The 18,116-nt window shown below is 46.4% G+C and carries 20 protein-coding genes; 8 read left to right on the top strand and 12 right to left on the bottom strand.

Translation table 11 applies throughout. The features are described 5' to 3' along the window. Positions 1-4: 4 nt before the first annotated feature. The 10 genes from MYF79_RS05895 to MYF79_RS05850 are packed head-to-tail and all read right to left on the bottom strand — an operon-like array spanning position 5 to position 7,429. On the bottom strand, positions 5-1,417 hold the full coding sequence (locus tag MYF79_RS05895; protein WP_247812990.1) for a PP2C family serine/threonine-protein phosphatase: 1,413 nt from the start codon (positions 1,415-1,417) through the stop codon (positions 5-7). Beyond that, complete coding sequence (locus MYF79_RS05890) at positions 1,417-2,475, bottom strand: TerY-C metal binding domain-containing protein (protein ID WP_247812989.1); 1,059 nt, start codon at positions 2,473-2,475, stop codon at positions 1,417-1,419. The genes MYF79_RS05895 and MYF79_RS05890 overlap by 1 nt, the downstream gene beginning before the upstream one ends. Continuing rightward, positions 2,475-2,726, bottom strand: coding sequence for a hypothetical protein (locus tag MYF79_RS05885; protein ID WP_247812988.1), 252 nt, complete (start codon positions 2,724-2,726; stop codon positions 2,475-2,477). Before MYF79_RS05885 ends, MYF79_RS05890 begins: the two co-directional genes overlap by 1 nt. A gap of 39 nt (positions 2,727-2,765) precedes the next feature. Further along, entirely contained in the window at positions 2,766-3,401 is a 636-nt protein-coding gene (locus MYF79_RS05880) for a vWA domain-containing protein (RefSeq protein ID WP_247812987.1), read from the bottom strand. A gap of 21 nt (positions 3,402-3,422) precedes the next feature. Next, the gene (locus MYF79_RS05875; RefSeq protein ID WP_410688417.1) at positions 3,423-3,980 is read right to left on the bottom strand and encodes a TerD family protein; all 558 of its coding nucleotides are present in this window, start codon (positions 3,978-3,980) and stop codon (positions 3,423-3,425) included. Continuing rightward, the gene (locus MYF79_RS05870) at positions 3,911-4,801 is read right to left on the bottom strand and encodes a phosphoribosyltransferase family protein (RefSeq protein ID WP_247812985.1); all 891 of its coding nucleotides are present in this window, start codon (positions 4,799-4,801) and stop codon (positions 3,911-3,913) included. The genes MYF79_RS05875 and MYF79_RS05870 overlap by 70 nt, the downstream gene beginning before the upstream one ends. Then, positions 4,776-5,486 (bottom strand): HAD family hydrolase, encoded by a 711-nt coding sequence (locus MYF79_RS05865; protein WP_247812984.1) that lies wholly within the window; start codon positions 5,484-5,486, stop codon positions 4,776-4,778. The genes MYF79_RS05870 and MYF79_RS05865 overlap by 26 nt, the downstream gene beginning before the upstream one ends. Position 5,487: 1 nt before the next feature. Continuing rightward, on the bottom strand, positions 5,488-6,126 hold the full coding sequence (locus tag MYF79_RS05860; protein WP_247812983.1) for a vWA domain-containing protein: 639 nt from the start codon (positions 6,124-6,126) through the stop codon (positions 5,488-5,490). Positions 6,127-6,151: 25 nt separating this feature from the next. Beyond that, entirely contained in the window at positions 6,152-6,820 is a 669-nt protein-coding gene (locus MYF79_RS05855; RefSeq protein WP_247812982.1) for a TerD family protein, read from the bottom strand. Positions 6,821-6,853: 33 nt separating this feature from the next. After that, positions 6,854-7,429, bottom strand: a complete 576-nt coding sequence (locus MYF79_RS05850; RefSeq protein ID WP_199654772.1) for a TerD family protein — start codon at positions 7,427-7,429, stop codon at positions 6,854-6,856. A 320-nt stretch (positions 7,430-7,749) separates the two neighbouring features. Between MYF79_RS05850 and gldA the strand changes: the two genes are divergently transcribed. The 8 genes from gldA to MYF79_RS05810 all read left to right on the top strand — a co-directional run bounded on the left by gldA (position 7,750) and on the right by MYF79_RS05810 (position 15,002). Beyond that, complete coding sequence (gldA, locus tag MYF79_RS05845; RefSeq protein WP_247812981.1) at positions 7,750-8,661, top strand: gliding motility-associated ABC transporter ATP-binding subunit GldA; 912 nt, start codon at positions 7,750-7,752, stop codon at positions 8,659-8,661. 68 nt (positions 8,662-8,729) lie between these two features. After that, the gene (gene eno, locus MYF79_RS05840) at positions 8,730-10,022 is read left to right on the top strand and encodes a phosphopyruvate hydratase (RefSeq protein WP_247812980.1); all 1,293 of its coding nucleotides are present in this window, start codon (positions 8,730-8,732) and stop codon (positions 10,020-10,022) included. Positions 10,023-10,169: 147 nt separating this feature from the next. After that, entirely contained in the window at positions 10,170-10,475 is a 306-nt protein-coding gene (locus MYF79_RS05835; RefSeq protein WP_199654769.1) for an FtsB family cell division protein, read from the top strand. Between the two features lie 169 nt (positions 10,476-10,644). Continuing rightward, positions 10,645-10,863 (top strand): hypothetical protein, encoded by a 219-nt coding sequence (locus MYF79_RS05830; RefSeq protein ID WP_247812979.1) that lies wholly within the window; start codon positions 10,645-10,647, stop codon positions 10,861-10,863. A gap of 120 nt (positions 10,864-10,983) precedes the next feature. After that, positions 10,984-11,646: an endonuclease III gene (nth, locus tag MYF79_RS05825; protein WP_247812978.1), complete on the top strand. Its 663-nt coding sequence runs from the start codon at positions 10,984-10,986 to the stop codon at positions 11,644-11,646. A 7-nt stretch (positions 11,647-11,653) separates the two neighbouring features. Next, positions 11,654-12,370, top strand: a complete 717-nt coding sequence (locus tag MYF79_RS05820) for a YqjF family protein (protein ID WP_247812977.1) — start codon at positions 11,654-11,656, stop codon at positions 12,368-12,370. A 97-nt stretch (positions 12,371-12,467) separates the two neighbouring features. Next, positions 12,468-13,697 carry a nucleoside permease gene (locus tag MYF79_RS05815; RefSeq protein WP_247812976.1) on the top strand — a complete coding sequence of 410 codons (1,230 nt, stop codon included), beginning with the start codon at positions 12,468-12,470 and terminating at the stop codon, positions 13,695-13,697. A gap of 114 nt (positions 13,698-13,811) precedes the next feature. Further along, positions 13,812-15,002, top strand: coding sequence for a Gfo/Idh/MocA family protein (locus tag MYF79_RS05810; protein WP_247812975.1), 1,191 nt, complete (start codon positions 13,812-13,814; stop codon positions 15,000-15,002). Between the two features lie 181 nt (positions 15,003-15,183). Here the strand turns inward: MYF79_RS05810 and MYF79_RS05805 are convergent, their stop codons facing one another. After that, positions 15,184-15,774, bottom strand: a complete 591-nt coding sequence (locus MYF79_RS05805) for a DUF6134 family protein (RefSeq protein ID WP_247812974.1) — start codon at positions 15,772-15,774, stop codon at positions 15,184-15,186. A gap of 200 nt (positions 15,775-15,974) precedes the next feature. After that, entirely contained in the window at positions 15,975-17,822 is a 1,848-nt protein-coding gene (locus MYF79_RS05800; protein ID WP_247812973.1) for a 2-oxoacid:acceptor oxidoreductase subunit alpha, read from the bottom strand. Between the last annotated feature and the right edge of the window lie 294 nt (positions 17,823-18,116).

Raw genomic sequence — 18,116 nt, 5'->3', positions numbered from 1 at the left:
CTTATCAGTATAAAATAGCTATGGTACGATCGTCATGATTGCCAGGCGACCAGAAATCCAGCCAGTTGAGCAGGCTTTCCTTTACTTCCTCCATGGTACCTGAAAAGTTCACCCTGGCGCCATCGTCGTTAACGCCGGCAAGGTCCTGCCATAGCTGACGCCAATATTCATTTTTCTGCAGGTTGCCGTCTGTCTGGAACTTCGGATCGGTCAGCCCGTCCGTCATCAGGAGCAACGCCGTAAAATCGGGCACCACTTTAAAGCGGATACGGTTCACATAGGCTCCGTTGGCAAAGATATCAGACATTGTCAGAAAGCGGGTTTGACCTGCAAACTCACCACTATCAGGTGTGCCCATCACAAAAGCTTCACCTGTGGCATCCTGGTAAATGCCGATACCGCCATCTCCTACCCAGAAAGAACTGATCACATAACCTGCTGTATATTTCTTTACCAGCGCAAAAATAAGTGTGGTTGAGTAATCTTTTATGTCGGCCCCATTATCCTGAGCCTCCTGTTTAATTTTCCCCTGGGCAGTAAAAGCCAGCTTGCCCAGCTGTTCAATGAACTGAATGCTTACTTTTTTCTGGCTATCCTCACTGGGATCGTTCAGATACGCCCCGATCGCTTCTTCCAGACCAGCCATCTTATCGCCGGCCAGCAGTTCCTGGAAGCTGCCTACAGCGGCCTTACAGGCAATATCAGCTCCTTTACGGCTATATTTTGCAGATCCGGCGCCATCAGCCACGGCAATGATGCCCCAGCCTTTTTCGACATTAAAATCACATCCGAAACTGTCATCTCTGAATTTTCCCTCATGCGCATGGCTACGTCCCCTTTTGGAAGCGATGACCAGTTTACGGTCGCCAAAAGGTAAGGCAACAGCAGCCATATCTGGCTGCCAGTACTTATCCTGCGTGTCGGAAGGCAGGTTCTGCCACAAAGATTTCGGATCAGGATTAATAACCAGTAATATCTTTTTTTCTGTAAAGGGTTTATCCGCAGGATGATGTTTCAAGCGGAAACACAGCGTCAGTACATACTCTCCCTGTTGCAAGGGTATACCCGAAATTGTATTGGCGGCTTCATCAAATGCGATACCCAACCCCTCCGGAATATTCCATTCAAAATCACCCATCTCCTGCAAACCCATTCCTTCCGGGTCAAAGAGAAAGCTGTATGCTTTATTCACCTTTGCATTTGGCAGCACAATATGTTTCTGAAGAATATCGTCAATCAGTGATCTTTCTTTCCAGGATTCCACTATATCTTTTTGAGTGTTTATAATCGTTTGCACTGCCTGTTGAATACGCTCTTCCGATACAAATTTGTCAAACAGTGCCTGCTGATTTTCTGATACCGGCCATCCTTTATGCCGCAGCAGCGCTTCTATAAAAGCCTGATCTTGTCCGGTCATTATCCCTGCGTTCTGTTTATATCCATATTGCCTTCCCCAAAACCGTATTTGCCTTGTTTACCGCACCAGGAGCAGGTACTCACTTCTTCCCGTCCTACACAGTGCACTTTACCACAGGAACATACACTGAAGCCGTACTGATTACCACAACAGGGACAAGTAGGAAAGCCTTCCAGCTCGTCTGTATTCACCTTGCTATTAATAACGCCACCGTCAGCTGACAATTCAAAATAGGCATTATCCACCGGAAATGCGCCGTTGAGCCTATATCCCATCGACTGCATGTTCATGCCACTGATGTTCACGGGACGTAATCCTTTCTTATACTTGATGAGATAAGGCTTCCCGGTGTTCTGGCATTTTGCGGCAAAGATGGCATAGTTAGTGTCCACAAATCCTGGTTTCACAGGAGGCAGTTTATCAATATCCACCTTCTCTATCACGCCATCGCTCAGCTTTGCCAGTTCCATGCCCGAACCATTATTGCTCACACTCACACTACTGGATTTGATCGATGCGGTAATCCATCTGAAGAACTCTTTATAAGACTGTGGTGTTGTATTCTTGAACATCAGCACGGTTGCTGTCAGTTCCTTCAATACACTCAGGTTATTCTCATCGCCAAATGAGATGGCGACCGTATTCGTTTTATTCTGCCAGTTCTGCTTCCAATCACGAATAGCAGCACTACTATCATCTGTCGGCGTACCATCTGTGAAGAGGAATACGATCGGCTTCCAGTCGCCCTTCTGCGTGGCAGTGGTCTGTACTGTATTCTTTCGCAGCTCATACATCAGGTGGCCAAGACCATTGCTCAGGGAAGTGCCCGCACCTATCGGGAACTTTGGCGGATAAAAACTGATCACTTCCTGCAATGGTACTATTGTCTTTGCCTGACCGGCAAAAACGATGATAGAGACCCATGCGGTTTCCAACGCATAAGGATCGGATTTCAACTCTTTAATGATCGTCGCCAACCCTTCCTCAACAAACTGGATCTGTTCTCCCACCATAGATTCAGATACATCTATGAGAAAATAAATAGGTAGTCTTCTCATCAGTAGAAATAATTAAGCACCAGCAAAATGATCAGTAACAATATCTGTGTCATATCAACGGAAAGACCTGTTCCAACCTGAAATGGTTTAATACCGCTGAACAGTCCCAGTACGGGTTTAAAAATACTCTTGAAGAAATTGAATGTCTGCTTATACTGACCAGTCAAACGGTCTTCATAAGGCAGCAGTTTTGAGTACAAAAAGAGTCCTACTATGAGGATGTTTATGATAAGATGAATAATGAAAAACATTGGTATAGTTCTTAGGTTAAGGCATCAACAGATACCTCGTTAGATAATTACATGTACTTCTGCCGGCGGCGGTGGCAATTGTATTTCTTCAGTAGTTCCCACACTCTTGTTGCCCGTACCAATTGATGCTGATACCCATTTAAAGAAGGACATCAGTGTGGAACTATCAGCAGTATCCAGGTGCACTACCGTGTCTGTCAGTTCTTTCAGGAAACTGTCCTGCGCTTCTGCACCGGCGGCACAGGCCACTAAAGCGGCCAGGTTTTTACTTTTGATCTTAGGCACCACCTCACGGAATGCCGCCAGGTCTGAAGGCTTACCGTCTGTCATCAGGAACAACAGCGGACGCCAGTCTCCTTTCTGTGTATCATTTCCTTTGATCACCTCATTATCCAGCTTGGTACACAGCAGTTCCAGGGCGGCTCCCATGTTGGTAGGACCTGATTCCGGCGTAGTGATCTCCGGCAATTGCAATGACTCTAAAGCGGTCAAAGGCAGAAGCTGTTTCACCTCCCTGTCGAAAGTGATAATGCTGATCCACACTGATTCCAGTGCAAAAGGGTCTTGCCTTAATTTTGAAACCAATACCTGCAGTCCGTTTTTCACTGCCTCTATGCGCTCGCCTCTCATAGAGCCGGAGGTGTCAAGCAACAGATATACCGGAAGTCGTCTCATGATTGTAAGTGTTAAATTCAATTACGCATATTTGGCCAGGAAATCTTCCAGGCCACCTTTCTGACCAAGACCTACCGCTTCAAAACGCCACTGGTTCTCCCGTTTATAGATGCGGCCAAATTCAACGGCAGTCTCGATGGAGAAATCTTCCCCCAGTTCATATTTCACCAGTTCCACATTTTTAGCCGCATCATAAATACGGATAAAAGAGTTGCGGATCTGTCCGAAGTTCTGTTTGCGCTGAGCAGCTTCATGTATGGTCACCACTACACAGATCTCTTTTACTGCAGGATTGATAACAGACAGGTCTACATGGATTGTCTCATCATCGCCATCGCCGGCGCCCGTGCGGTTATCGCCGGAATGTTTTACGGCGCCATCCGGAGATTCGAGGTTATTGTAAAACACGAAATATGGATCTGACAGGATCTTTCTGTTCTCTCCCAGCAGGAATACAGAAGCATCCAGGTCACACTCTCCGCCTGTATGTGATTCATTGATATCCCATCCTAAGCCAATAGTGAATTTTGGTAGTTCAATATTGGCCCGTTCTCCTTTTTGCAAATTGATTGCCATGATGGTATGATTTTTTGAAGATGATCAAATAAAAAAGTTGCGTTCTTTCTGTACTCTTCCATCTGGTGGTAATTATTACTGATGCAGCAGTCCGCCAGTTCCTGCAGGAAGGCTGGCGTTAGCTTCATCAGCAATTGTTCGTACTCCGCAAAAGGTGCATGGAGTAAGTATTTTACCACCCTCGTATTGAACCTGAACGAAGGTGAACAAATCACTGGTTCAAGGCTCTGGAGGGAATGTACACTATAGTAGTTCAGTTTGTTTTCTATGTTGGGATGAATATTGCCGTTCTGCAGTTGTGCATAGTAAAGGAAATAAGCAGTATTGCCTAATTCATAGCGTTGCAGCAGGTTGCGGATAATCAGTTCATGACTTCCCGTAATACGGATATCATCGGTAAAGATCAGCGTTTTGCCCAGCAGGAAGTCCTTATCGAGATGGTATTTATCATTGATGATAAGCGCCTTTCTGCTTTCCATATCCAAGGCGCCGTAGTCGATGCTGTATGTTTTGAAGCGGTGGATCTTGGCACTTTCTGCAGGATTGATTCCATTCATGCAAAGGTACCTGTTCAGCACTTTAATAAACGCAGCAGTCATGTGAAAGGAGGCCGTAGGGATACTGGTATAGGGGCTTGGCAACACTACCAGCTGATCATTTTCTGACAACCTGTTTCGGTAAGTAGCAATGAAACCTGCAGCCAGTGCAGCACCAAATGCCTCCGCAGCTGCGCCGTCCCCGAACTTGAAACGGCTGTAGGCAGCAGGATCAAAAGGAAAACGGGCATCATCTACAATGCTATGTAAGGCATAAACATCTTTCATTTAACAACTTATTTAAGGGGTTATTAACAATGTCTGTCAGCGTAGCGTATATCCCCATACGTTGTGCTCCCTGTACATCGGCCACCGGGTTATCGCCCAGGTGCCAGATCTGTGCAGGTGCAATATCTGTATGTAATAAAGCGGCATTTTCCAACAACAGGTTGAACATCTGTATATCCGGTTTGGAGTATCCCGTTTCATCTGAATACAGTTGGAATGCAAAGTGGGCGTCCCATCCCCATGCTGCCATTAACTTACGTAAAGTTCGTCCCTGAACGAGCCCTGTATTGCTCAGCAGGTTTGTGGTAATACCCTGTGCCTGCAAAGCGGCTAACAACTGTTTTATATCCCCGTACAAAGGCAGGGGCGGATATTCAAAGAAAAGTGCCTCGGACAGGCAGTAGAATTCCTCCAGCCTGTCCGGGTGCACATTTCTGATATCAGTACCCAGCAGATGCAGACATAACAGATACACTTCGAATGTATGCACGTTACGCCCTGTTATTTCGTTCATGTTATTGATGAGTACATCTGTTTCCCGGAACACAGCTTCCACCTTTTCCGGTGCATATGCCTCCAGCGAAAAGAAGGAACGGAACAGGCCTGCACGCTTCGTTTTAAAGGAAGGGTGCGAACGGATTAACGTCATCCACAGATCGAAAGATACATGTCTGGTCTTCTCCATGTTACACAACGATATTCACTTCCGGAGGAGGTGGCGGCAGTTCGTTCAGGCCTGCTACCTCCTTATCCCCACTTTCCACTTTCTGGCTGCCGGTGCTTACAGAAGCCGACACCCATTTGAAAAAGGCTTTGATTGTAGCGGCATCTGCCGTATCGAGTGATACCACGGTATTGGTGATCTGTTTCAGGAGGTTTACATCGGCCCCGTTACCTGCAGCGCAGGCTACTGTAATACCTATTTTACTATTCTGAAAAGCATTCAATCCACGCTGCCACTGATCGGTTGGAATACCATCCGTCATCAGGAATACCAGCGGTTTCCAGTCGCCTTTCACATCGATGGTAGATTTTGCCACCTCCCTGTTGATACTGTCTGCTACTGTCTGCAAAGCTGCTCCCAATGAAGTACCACCTGCAGCTTTCAGTTCCGGCATCTGGAAAGATGACAGATCTGTCAGCGGTACCAGCTGGCGTGCATCGGTATCAAAAGTGATCAGGCTAAGGAACGCTGTTTCCAATGCATACGGATCCTGTCTCAAAGTCGATATCAGCACCTGTACACCATTTTTTACTGCTTCTATGGGCTCACCGCTCATCGAGCCTGAGGTATCCAACACTAAATAAACCGGTAATCTTCTCATGAATGACTCTTAATAGAAGGGTTAATTAATAAACATAGTTCCTGAGGATCTCAACGAAGCTATCTGCCGGTTGAGGATCACCCAGTGCTCTGAATTTCCAGGTACCGTCTTTACGGTATACTTCTGCAAATACCAGCGAGCACATATTATTGTATGAAGCATCTCCGGAGAGATTGAATTTAACGATCTCTTTTCCCCTGTTATCTACTGCGCGGATGAATGCGTTCTCAATGCCACCAAAGTGCTGATTGCGCTGGCGGCCCTGGTAGATCGATACTACAAACAGGATCTTATCATATTTCGCATCCAGGCTATCCAGTTTCACAATGATCTGCTCATCATCACCATCACCGGCGCCTGTACGATTGTCGCCTGTCAGCCAGATATTGCCTGAGGGGTGACGCTGGCTGTTGAAGAATATCACATCTCCCTGGTAGAGGCTCAGGTTACGGCCGTCATTGGTTTGTACGGTCTTACCCAGGTCAGCCACCTTACCGTTTTTGTCCAGCAGGAAGGCGATTGCATCCAGGTCAAATTCCTCTTCCTTACCGCCCAGCAGCTTGCCAAAAAAGCCACCGCTTTTTTTACGGACATCCCAGCCCAGACCAATTGTTACTGTGGAAAGATCGTAGGTTTCCCCCTTATCATTTTTGCGGAGGTCAATGGTTTGTCCCTTAACTAAGTTAATTGCCATAAAGTGTATTTCAATAGTGTGTGATAGAATAGACTATTTAATGATCTGTCCTTTGTAGTACTTCCCAAGGAAGTAGGCCAGATCCTCTTTGTAACCGATACCGGAAGCCTCAAAGCGCCATTTGCCATCTTTCAGGTACAGTCGGCCGAATTCTACTCCGGTTTCTACCGAGAAGTCTTCTCCCAGCTCATATTTCGCAATTTCCTCACCGTTGGCATCGTTGACGATACGGATATAGGAATTCCGTACCTGTCCGAAGTTCTGTTTACGTGCTATCGCATCATGGATGGTCACGACAAACAGTATTTCCTTGATGTCCTGCTGCACCTTTGACAGATCTACCTTAATGGTTTCATCATCCCCATCAGCGCTGTTACCGCCCGTTGGGTCATCGCCGGTATGATGTAACGCACCGTCAGGCGAGTTGGTATTGCCATAGAAAACAAAGAATCCTTCCGTGGGGATTAATCTGTTGCTGTCTATCATAAATGCCGACGCATCCAGATCAAAATCATTCCCTGTCCCTTCGTTTGGGTTCCATCCCAGCCCTACGCTGATCTGGGAGAGCCCGATATCTATTTTTTGTCCCTTCTGTAAATTAATTGCCATGAAATGTTAAATGTTTGCAGGGTTTAAAATGTATTGTGATTATTGATTAACAACTGTTGCAATCGGGCATTTTACAATGTATGCAGGCTTAAATTAATAACCAGATTATCGGAACCCACTGCCTCACATCAGGTTACAATTTGTGAATATATTTAAAATTATATATTCCCAGCTAATTTTCTCTATAAAAGTTTAGTTAAAAAATGCATCCCCCGATTCCGACTTCGCTGGAACCCAACTGTTTATCATGTAGACGATTATAAGCGATTTTTATTCTAACCCGATTTTCATACTTTAGCCGCGCCAAAGTGGAAAACCTAATGTCAATCACAGTAACACAGTTAAGCAAGGTATACGGGGAGCAACGGGCGGTCAATGATATTTCCTTTTCGCTCAGCAAAGGGGAAATAGTAGGTTTCCTGGGGCCAAACGGCGCCGGAAAAAGTACTACTATGAAAATGATCACCGGCTACCTGCCGCCCAGTGGCGGTACCGCCAGTGTGTGCGGATACGACGTGGTCACCCAGCCAATGGAGGTAAGACAGCGTGTTGGTTACCTGCCCGAAGCCAATCCGCTCTATTTCGATATGTATATCCGGGAGTTTCTCGGATTTGTTGCACAGGTACATAAACTGGGAAAGAACACTGACAAGCGCATATCCGAGATCATTGCCATGACCGGTCTGCAACCGGAAAGCAAAAAAAAGATCGGCGCCCTGTCTAAAGGTTATAAACAACGCGTGGGATTGGCCCAGGCATTGATCCATGATCCGGAAGTTCTGATCCTGGACGAGCCTACTTCAGGTCTGGACCCGAATCAGCTGGCTGACATCCGTCAGCTTATTGTGGAATTAGGCAGGAACAAGACCGTGGTACTGAGCACCCATATCATGCAGGAAGTGGAGGCGATGTGCAGCAGGGTCATTATTATCAACAAAGGCAATATTATTGCTGACGATACCCTGCAAAATCTGCAACAAGGCGGCAGGGAAAACGGTTATATCCAGGTATCCTTCGGGGAACCGGTGCCATCAAATACAGACCTTCAGCAAATAGCGGGCGTAACAAGCGTAAAACAGCAGGATGCCAATACCTGGCAATTGTTTGCTGGTAATCTGGAGGATGTACGCAAAAACCTGCTACAATTTGCTTTGATAAATAACAGGAACATCCTTTCTTTGCAAAGCAATTCACAAAGCCTGGAATCTATCTTCAGGGAATTGACAAAGTAGGGGGTTCCGGATAGACACAACCGGCAACTAAATAACTTACATTATTATATTAAAACAATTAAACAACAATGAGTACCATTTCAGCAATCCATGCAAGGCAGATTCTTGACAGCCGCGGAAATCCTACTGTAGAGGTAGATGTAACCACAGAAGACGGTCACTTCGGCCGTGCAGCCGTTCCATCCGGTGCTTCTACTGGTAAGCATGAAGCAGTTGAGCTGCGTGATAACGACAAAGCCGTATACATGGGTAAAGGTGTTATCCAGGCTGTGAACAATGTGAATGATATTATCGCTGAAGAACTGATTGGCTGGGACGTGAAGGACCAGGCCGGTATCGATAAATTCCTGATAGAACTGGATGGTACGGAAAACAAAGGTAAGCTGGGCGCTAACGCTACCCTCGCAGTGAGCATGGCTGTTGCCAAAGCTGCTGCTGATGAGGCTAACCTGCCACTGTACCGTTACCTCGGTGGCGTAAACGCAACTACCCTGCCTATTCCGCTGATGAACATCATCAACGGTGGCGTGCACGCTGATAACAAGATCGACTTCCAGGAATTCATGATCGTTCCTGTAGGCGCCAGCTCCTTCTCCGAAGGTCTGCGCTGGGGTGTTGAGGTGTTCCATCACCTGAAATCCGTTCTGAAAAAGAAAGGCTACAGCACCAACGTAGGTGACGAAGGTGGTTTCGCTCCTGAAATCCAGAGCAACGAAGAAGCTATCGAAACTGTGATCGCAGCGATCGAAGCAGCTGGTTACAAACCAGGTGAGCAGGTTGCTATCGCACTGGATGCTGCCAGCAGCGAAATGTACAACGAAGCTGACAAAACTTACAAATTCTACAAGAGCTCCGGTAAGGTGATCAGCAGCGATGAAATGGTTGCTTTCTGGGCTGAGTGGTGCAAAAAATACCCGATCGTTTCTATCGAAGACGGCATGGCGGAAGATGACTGGGCTGGCTGGAAAAAACTGACCGAAGCTGTGGGTGCTAACGTACAGCTGGTAGGTGATGACCTGTTCGTTACAAACGTAAAACGCCTGAAAACCGGTATTGACCAGGACACTGCCAACAGCATCCTGATCAAGGTGAACCAGATCGGTACCGTTACTGAAACTATCGATGCAGTGAACATGGCCCACAAAGCAGGTTATACCTCTATCATGAGCCACCGTTCCGGCGAAACCGAAGATACTACCATCGCTGACCTGGCAGTTGCACTGAACTGCGGCCAGATCAAGACCGGTTCTGCTTCCCGTACTGACCGTATGGCCAAATACAACCAGTTACTCCGTATAGAGGAAGAATTGGACAACGTGGCTTATTATCCGGGAAAATCCGTTAAATTTGGTAAGAAGTAAAAAACGCTCGATTGAATCTCGTACGTCGAATTTCGGGATCTGATCTTTGATGACGATAATTTAATTAGTGGTCCATATTGCCGGGTTTTGAGTTATTTCAAAACCCGGCTTTTTAAACAACCGTTTCCGGTTATATATCAATTACATATGCCAGGTTTAAAATCCATCAGAGTGCCAGCTTATATGCGAAATAAATATTTCGTATCCGCCGCCGCATTCCTCGTATGGCTGGCGTTTATTGACAGTAAGAATTTCATTTCCCAGTACGAATTACAATCAGAGGTTAACAAACTGGAAGCACAAAAGACTTTCTTCCAGGATGAGATCAGTAAAACCAGGAAAGAACAACAGGAATTGTTGTCTAGCCCGGAAAAGCTGGAAAAGTTCGCCCGTGAAAAGTACCTGATGAAAAAAGATGATGAGGACCTCTTCATTATCACTGAGAAAGAATAAAAAGACGCGCTTTTTCGCCTCTCCACGTTAAGCATTCCTTTCCTGGCCGGATTTTCATACAGACCGGCTATCTTTACTTTCGAAATATTTCATTTACGGCTGACAATACATTTTGCACAATCTCCGTTATATAGTTAGGAACGAATCAATTGTATTAAAAAAATATTGCATGGGGAATTCTACACACTCTTTTTTTGCCTTACATTCTGTAGCAAGTAGCGCTAATAAACCTAAAAAGATGACAAACCAAGACCCGGAATTATCTCGTGAAGAAGAAATTTGTCTGAATCAAACAAAAAAGGCGCTGGATACTATCCGTTTCTCACCAAGACCAGAAACTCTTCAGGCTATCGCTGATTATGCGCGGAAGGTCACGCCTTCAAAATAGCATAACAGCCATAAGGCTATAGCCGCCACGCCCGTACATGTCTTTACGGACGAAAGCATGGCTGTAGGTAGTACATCCGGCATATTTGCAGCATATTATCTTTGCCCTATCTTTACAGATATGACAAAGAAAGAACGCTTTGCCTTTGTTCTCAGCTATTTCGAGGAACATGCTCCCAATGCAGAGACTGAACTGATTTATGACAATCCTTATCAATTACTGGTAGCGGTCATCCTGTCTGCCCAATGCACAGACAAACGCGTTAACATGACCACGCCTGCCATCTTCCGGCAATATCCGGATGTGGAGGCCCTGAGTCACGCTACGTTCGACGAACTATTCCCCCTGATACGCAGCATCAGCTATCCGAACAATAAGACCAAACATCTCATTGGTATGGCGCAGATGGTGATGGAGGATTTCAACGGAGAGATCCCGTCCACCGTAGAAGAGCTGGTCAAGCTGCCCGGTGTGGGCCGTAAAACAGCCAACGTTATCACCTCCGTTGTTCACCAGCAACCCAATATGGCCGTGGATACACATGTTTTCCGCGTTTCCGCCCGGCTGGGGCTTACCACAAATGCGACCACTCCCCTTCAGACAGAAAAACAGTTATTGAAATATATCCCCACGGAGAAGGTGCATATCGCCCATCACTGGCTAATATTACATGGCCGGTATATTTGTGTGGCCCGGACACCCAAATGTGAGCAATGTGGATTAAGACCTGTATGCAAATACTACCAGAGCCTGATCCGGGGTAATAACTGGCAGCCCAATTAAGCACTATATGGCAAAACCTTTTTTAACTGCCGCCTGGCGCAATCTCCTCATGTTCAACTTCGAGGCCGATCCTGCAGTATTGCGGTCCCTGGTGCCCTACAATACAGAACTGGATACCTGGAATAACACCCACTATGTCAGCCTGGTAGGTTTTATGTTTCAGAACACCCGTGTAAAAGGTATTTCCCTTCCTTTTCATCGCCACTTTGAGGAAGTGAACCTTCGTTTCTATGTACGCTATAAAGACGCAGGTATATGGAAAAGAGGCGTCGTATTTGTGAAAGAGATCGTCCCTAAAAGAATGATCACCTTCGTAGCCAACACCGTTTACAAAGAGAAATATGCCACACATCCTATGCGACATCAGTGGCTGCACACACCCGACAATATGCTCCAGGTCAGCTATGAATGGAAAGTTGGTCAGCAATGGAACTTTCTGAAAGCTACAGCAGAGAAAACGCCATTTGCTATCGCCGCCGGCAGTGAGGCTGAGTTTATCACAGATCATTATTGGGGATACACACATATGGCGGCTACGCGCACAGGCGAATACCAGGTAACACATCCACAGTGGAGAACACACCGTGTTGTTGAATACAGTTACCATTGCGATACATCGGTACTCTATGGCCCTGCCTTCCTGCCGATGTTACAGCAGTTGCCAGTCTCCGCCTTACTGGCGGAAGGTTCCGATATCAGTGTCATGCCCAAAAAATTGCTGTAATCAGCACCATCCGTACTACTAATTTGGAATTTCGTTTATATTTTACTTATCTTTTGCCGCTAAAGTTTTTACAGAGCAATAAAGTCTAAAAATCGTTATGAAATCAGGTACTCGCTTACAGTTGTCCGTCATGATGTTCCTTGAATTCTTTATTTGGGGATCGTGGTTCGTTACATTGGGAACATTCCTTGCCAAAAACCTTCAGGCATCCGGTCTGGAGACTGCCAGTGTGTTCTCTACCCAGTCATATGGTGCTATCATCGCTCCCTTCATCGTAGGGATGATCGCAGATAAATATTTCAATGCTGAAAAGATCCTGGGTATTCTGCACCTGGTTGGCGCAGCACTCATGTTTCAGATGTATCGTGCTGAAAGCGTGAGCGTATTTTATCCTTATGTGTTTGCCTATATGGTACTCTACATGCCAACACTCGCCCTCGTGAACTCTGTATCGTTCCGCCAGATGAACAATCCTGAAAAGGAATTCTCCACCATTCGTGTATGGGGCACCATTGGCTGGATCGTAGCGGGGCTCACCATCAGCTATGCTTTCCACTGGGATTCACCAGCCGGAACTGAAGCCGGTCAGTTAAAAAACACTTTTGCTATGGGCGCGGCAGCATCCCTGCTACTCGGCCTGTTCAGCTTCACGCTGCCTAAAACGCCTCCTGTAAAAGACAAGGCGCAGAAAGACAGCATAGCAGAGATATTAGGTCTTGACGCTATTAAACTGCTCAGCAACAGAAACTTCCTTGTATTCTTTATATCCTCCATCCTGATCTGTATTCCACTGGCATTCTATTACCAGAATGCACACCACTTCCTGGAACAGACCGGCCTGGAAAATCCTACCGGTAAAATGGCGATCGGCCAGGTATCGGAAGCACTCTTCATCCTGCTGATCCCTGTGTTCTTCAGCCGCTTCGGATTCAAAAAGACCATCATGATCGGTATGATCGCCTGGGCTGTACGTTACCTGCTCTTCGCTTACGGCAATGCGGGACCGCTGGCATTCATGCTTATTACCGGTATAGCATTGCATGGTATCTGTTATGACTTCTTCTTTGTTTCCGGACAGATATATACTGATCAGCAGGCGGGAGAAAAATATAAGAGCGCCGCTCAGGGCCTCGTAACACTGGCTACCTATGGTGTCGGAATGCTGATAGGATTCTGGGTAGCGGGTATTATCTCTGACTATTACACTACACATGCTACCGATAACTTCTGGCAGAAAGTATGGATGATCCCTTCCATTATTGCCGCCGTAGTCTGGTTGTTGTTCATGGCAACATTCCGTGACAGCAAAAAAGAAGTGGTAGCATAACACCTCTTTGTATTACATCACCACTCCGCAGTGAACTACCTATATCAACCTGGTGTTTTACTGCGGAGTTTTCATTTAGCCCAGATTGTTATCATTCAATTCAATCAGATAATTATGCAACGTATTTCCATGTTAGGCTCCGGCTTCATCGGCCGTTTCTACGCAGACTCACTGCAGGGCCAGAGAAGCCGGGATAAGATTGTCAGCATTTATTCCCGCAGGGAGGAAAGCGCGAAAAAATTTGCAGAAGACTATAAGGTAGACCACTGGACCACCGATATGGAAGCTTCCATCGCACATCCGGATGTGAATGTGGTTTGTATCTCTCTGCCCAACAACCTGCATGAAGCAGCAGTAGCGCTTTGCTGCAAACACAAGAAAGGTGTCATCTGTACCAAACCCCTGGGCCGCAATGCAGAAGAAGCAAAACGGATGCTGGAAATGGTGGAGGCTGCCGGTATCTTCAACGGCTACCTGGAAGACCTGGTATATACGCCTAAATTCCTCAAAGCGCTGGATAGCGTAAAGAGTGGCGCCCTGGGACGGATACTCTGGGCAAAATCAAGGGAAACGCACCCCGGCCCACACAGCGAATGGTTCTGGGACAAAGAACAGGCCGGCGGAGGTTGTATCCTCGATCTGGGCTGCCATTGCGTAGAAATTGCACGCAGCTTCATCGGTAAGGATATCAGGCCCGTAGAGGTAATGTGCTGGGCCGATACACAGGTTAAGCCTATTGATGCTGAAGACCATGCCATTGGCCTGGTAAAATATGAGAATGGCGCCATCGGTCAGTTTGAAGTCAGCTGGACATTCCGCGGCGGACTTGACCTGAGGGACGAAGTGATGGGTACTGAAGGTACTATCTGGCTGAACAGCTTCCTGCGTACCGGCTTTGATATGTTCACCACCGGCAAGGGCGCTGATTACGTGGCGGAAAAAGCAGAAAGCAACAGCGGATGGCTGTTCCCTGTGGGCGATGAGTTGAATGAACTGGGCTACAATCACATGTTTGCCGACATGTTCAATGCCATTGAAAATAACAAACCTGCAAGAGAAACCTTCTACGACGGTTATGTAGTGAATGCAGTACTGGATGCGGCTTACCGTAGCGCCTCCAGCAAACAGTGGGAACCTGTGAAACTGGACATCTGGCGTGGACAGACAGGGTTAAGCAAACCTCAGACACTGGTGGATTATGATGCAGATCATTATCTGGTGAAAGAAGAAATGACGCATTTTGGCGCCAAGAAGCTGATCCTGAAAGAAAAGAAGAGCGGTCAGATCATTGAGCGTGTACTGTAAATTGATAAAGTTCAGTAATAAAAAAGGGCTTCAGTTGAAGCCCTTTTTTATTACTGAAAGAATGCAGTTAATGGGATCTAACTATTCGAAGAAAATATGATTATAATAAGACGAACAAATATTTTATGATAACGTGCTTACACAACAAGTGACTTTAAAATGGGGAACTCATGTTATCTTCTTACACTCTGATAATATAAGCCTTTCCCAATGCCTGGGATACCTCCACCTGTACCAATGTCCCTTTTTCGTATTTATAGACGTTCTTTTTGCCTTCGGGGAGTAACAGCTCATACAATCCATTTCCAAGGGAATTCAGCGTCAGGAAGATGCCTAATGTCTCAGAGAAGATCTTTGTGATCTGTCTCGGCTCAGTAAAATACATCTCCCCTACAGAGTGCACGATCTCTGTAGTGTTCAGCACCGACTTTTCGCCATTCTGTATAACAGAGTAATTCTTTGCCTCCCGCTGTGTGATAATGGTCTTATTGTCAGCATCTTTACCCGAACTTTTTATCACCTTTGATCTGACCAGGATATCGTTATCAAAATCGCAGGATATGTCCAGGTTGAATTTCGCCAGCAGTTTCATGTCCACTTTACTTTGGATAGAGATATTACGGGAAGCCCCGTTCACCTTGCAATGGGCTGTAACGTTGCCGATAACGTGGTTACTGAAACGTATTTCGTAATTATGCGTTTGGGCGTGTAACAATGCACTGTTCAATGTAAACAGGCAAATAAACAGTGTAGACCAGATGGCGCCTTTCATGATAAAGCTTTTGGCTATGTTGTAGTAATCCGTTCCTATATAGCAAACGTGCCGCGGCCTGTTTTGTTATATGGTATTAAATATAATAAAAATCCTGCCCCGAAAGGCAGGACTTATATAAAATTATCATGAATCGTAGGGTGAACAACTGCATCCACCTGATCCTGCTATAGTTAGCCGATCATAGTGACAGCCGCTTATTACAGCATTTCCCTGATCTTGGTCACCAGTTCTCCTTTAGTGATAGGTACACCCATTATCTTGTTATAACCTACCGCATCAATCAGGAACTGCTCACGGATGATTTTGATGAGCTGACCATTGTTTATTTCAGGGATCAGCACTTTATCATAGCTATGCAGTATTTCTGCCAGGTTTTTAGGGAAGGGACGCAGGTACCTGATGTGCGCATGCGCTACAGCATGACCTTCTGCCAGCAGTTCCAGAACGGCGCTCTTGATGGCCCCATAGGTGGAGCCCCAGCCCAGCACCAGTACTTTACCCTTTTCAGGTCCCAGTTCTATCTGCTGAGGCGGAATATGATCCGCTATCTTATCCACCTTCTCCTGGCGAATACGCACCATTAACTGGTGGTTTTCAGGGTCATAACTTACGTTACCGGTGATGTTCTGTTTTTCCAGACCACCGATACGATGTTCCAGGCCCGGTGTGCCAGGCACTGCCCATGGACGTACCAGGTTCTCATCGCGGTGATAAGGCAGGAACTGTTCCTCTCCTTCTTCCAGTCCTTTTTTGAACTTTACCGGGATGGCAGGCAGGTCTTTGCTCTGTGGGAAACGCCATGGTTCTGCACCATTTGCAATGTAGCCATCGCTCAGGAAGATCACCGGCGTCATATGTGCCACCGAAATACGGAAAGCTTCAAATACGGCATTGAAACAATCTGATGGAGTTGATGCAGATACGATCGGCATCGGACATTCGCCGTTACGGCCATAATAAGCCTGCAGAAGGTCAGATTGCTCCGTTTTGGTAGGCAGACCTGTAGATGGTCCGCCACGCTGAATATTGATGATCAGCAATGGAATTTCCAGCATTACTGCCAGTCCCATAGCTTCTCCTTTCAGGGCCATACCGGGACCGGAGGTAGTTGTAACCCCCATGTGCCCACCATAAGAAGCCCCGATAGCTGAGGTAATACCAGCTATCTCATCTTCTGCCTGGAAAGTGCGGATGCCAAAATTCTTATAACGGCTCAATTCATGCAGGATATCGGAGGCCGGTGTAATGGGGTAAGTACCCAGGAAAATAGGCAGATTGGCCTTCTGACTGGCGGCAATGAGGCCATAAGCCAGGGCAGTATTACCAGTAATGCTACGATAGGTGCCAGGCTCCATACGCGCCTTTTCCACATGAAAACGGGTGCTGAAAGCTTCTACGGTGTCTGCGAAGTTATATCCGGCATGTAATGCCTTCAGGTTACTGTCGAGAATGTCTTGTTTCTTGCCAAATTTCTCGTTCAGGAAGTTTTCTGTGCTTTCCAGGTTACGGTCATACAACCAATAAAGGAAGCCCAGTACGAACATGTTCTTTGCACGGTCTTTCTCCTTCATACCCAGGTTCACGTCCTTCAGCGCCTCACGTGTCATCTTGGTGACGTCCATGGTATGTAGCTGATAGGGCTGCAGGGAACCATCTTCCAGCGGGTTTACCCCATCAGGATAATTGGCCAGACGCAGGTTCTTTGCATCGAAGCCATCGGTATTGGCGATGATGATGCCGCCTTTTTTGAGGCTTTTCAGGTTAGCCTTCAGCGCCGCTGCGTTCATAGCAACCAGTACATCACAGGCATCGCCGGGAGTGAATATACGGTTGGAGGAAAAGTGCAGCTGGAAGCCGCTCACACCCGGCAGTGTTCCCTGCGGGGCGCGTATTTCTGCCGGGAAGTCCGGGAATGTGCTCAAGTCATTGCCAACCAACGCAGTATTATTGGAAAACTGGGTACCGGTAAGCTGCATCCCGTCTCCACTGTCGCCGGCAAATTTTATCACTACATCGTCTATCTGTTGAACCGAAATATTTGACATTGAATATCTTATTTAACTGTCCTTTGTTTTCAGGCTGTAAATTTAATAATTCGCTAGGTAGTAACCGCTGATATATTACAGGTATCGTACTAAGGCCAGTAATGACAAAAGTACACAAACCTTATAGACTTTTAAGCGCCGGAAGATATAGCTATATGTTATGCCTCATAACTTTAAGTAATTACTTCTATTCCTGCCGCATTCCTTTGCCTGTAATGTGGCGCTCGCCTGCTGTTAGTGCAAAGCTATTTCAGCTTTCGCCTCTTTGTTTATGTATTCGGGAATTTGATTTCC

The organism is Chitinophaga filiformis (genome assembly GCF_023100805.1).
Taxonomy (GTDB): Bacteria; Bacteroidota; Bacteroidia; order Chitinophagales; family Chitinophagaceae; genus Chitinophaga; species Chitinophaga filiformis_B.
The sequence above is the reverse complement of the archived record's forward strand: the minus strand, read 5'-3'. Positions and strand labels throughout refer to the sequence as shown.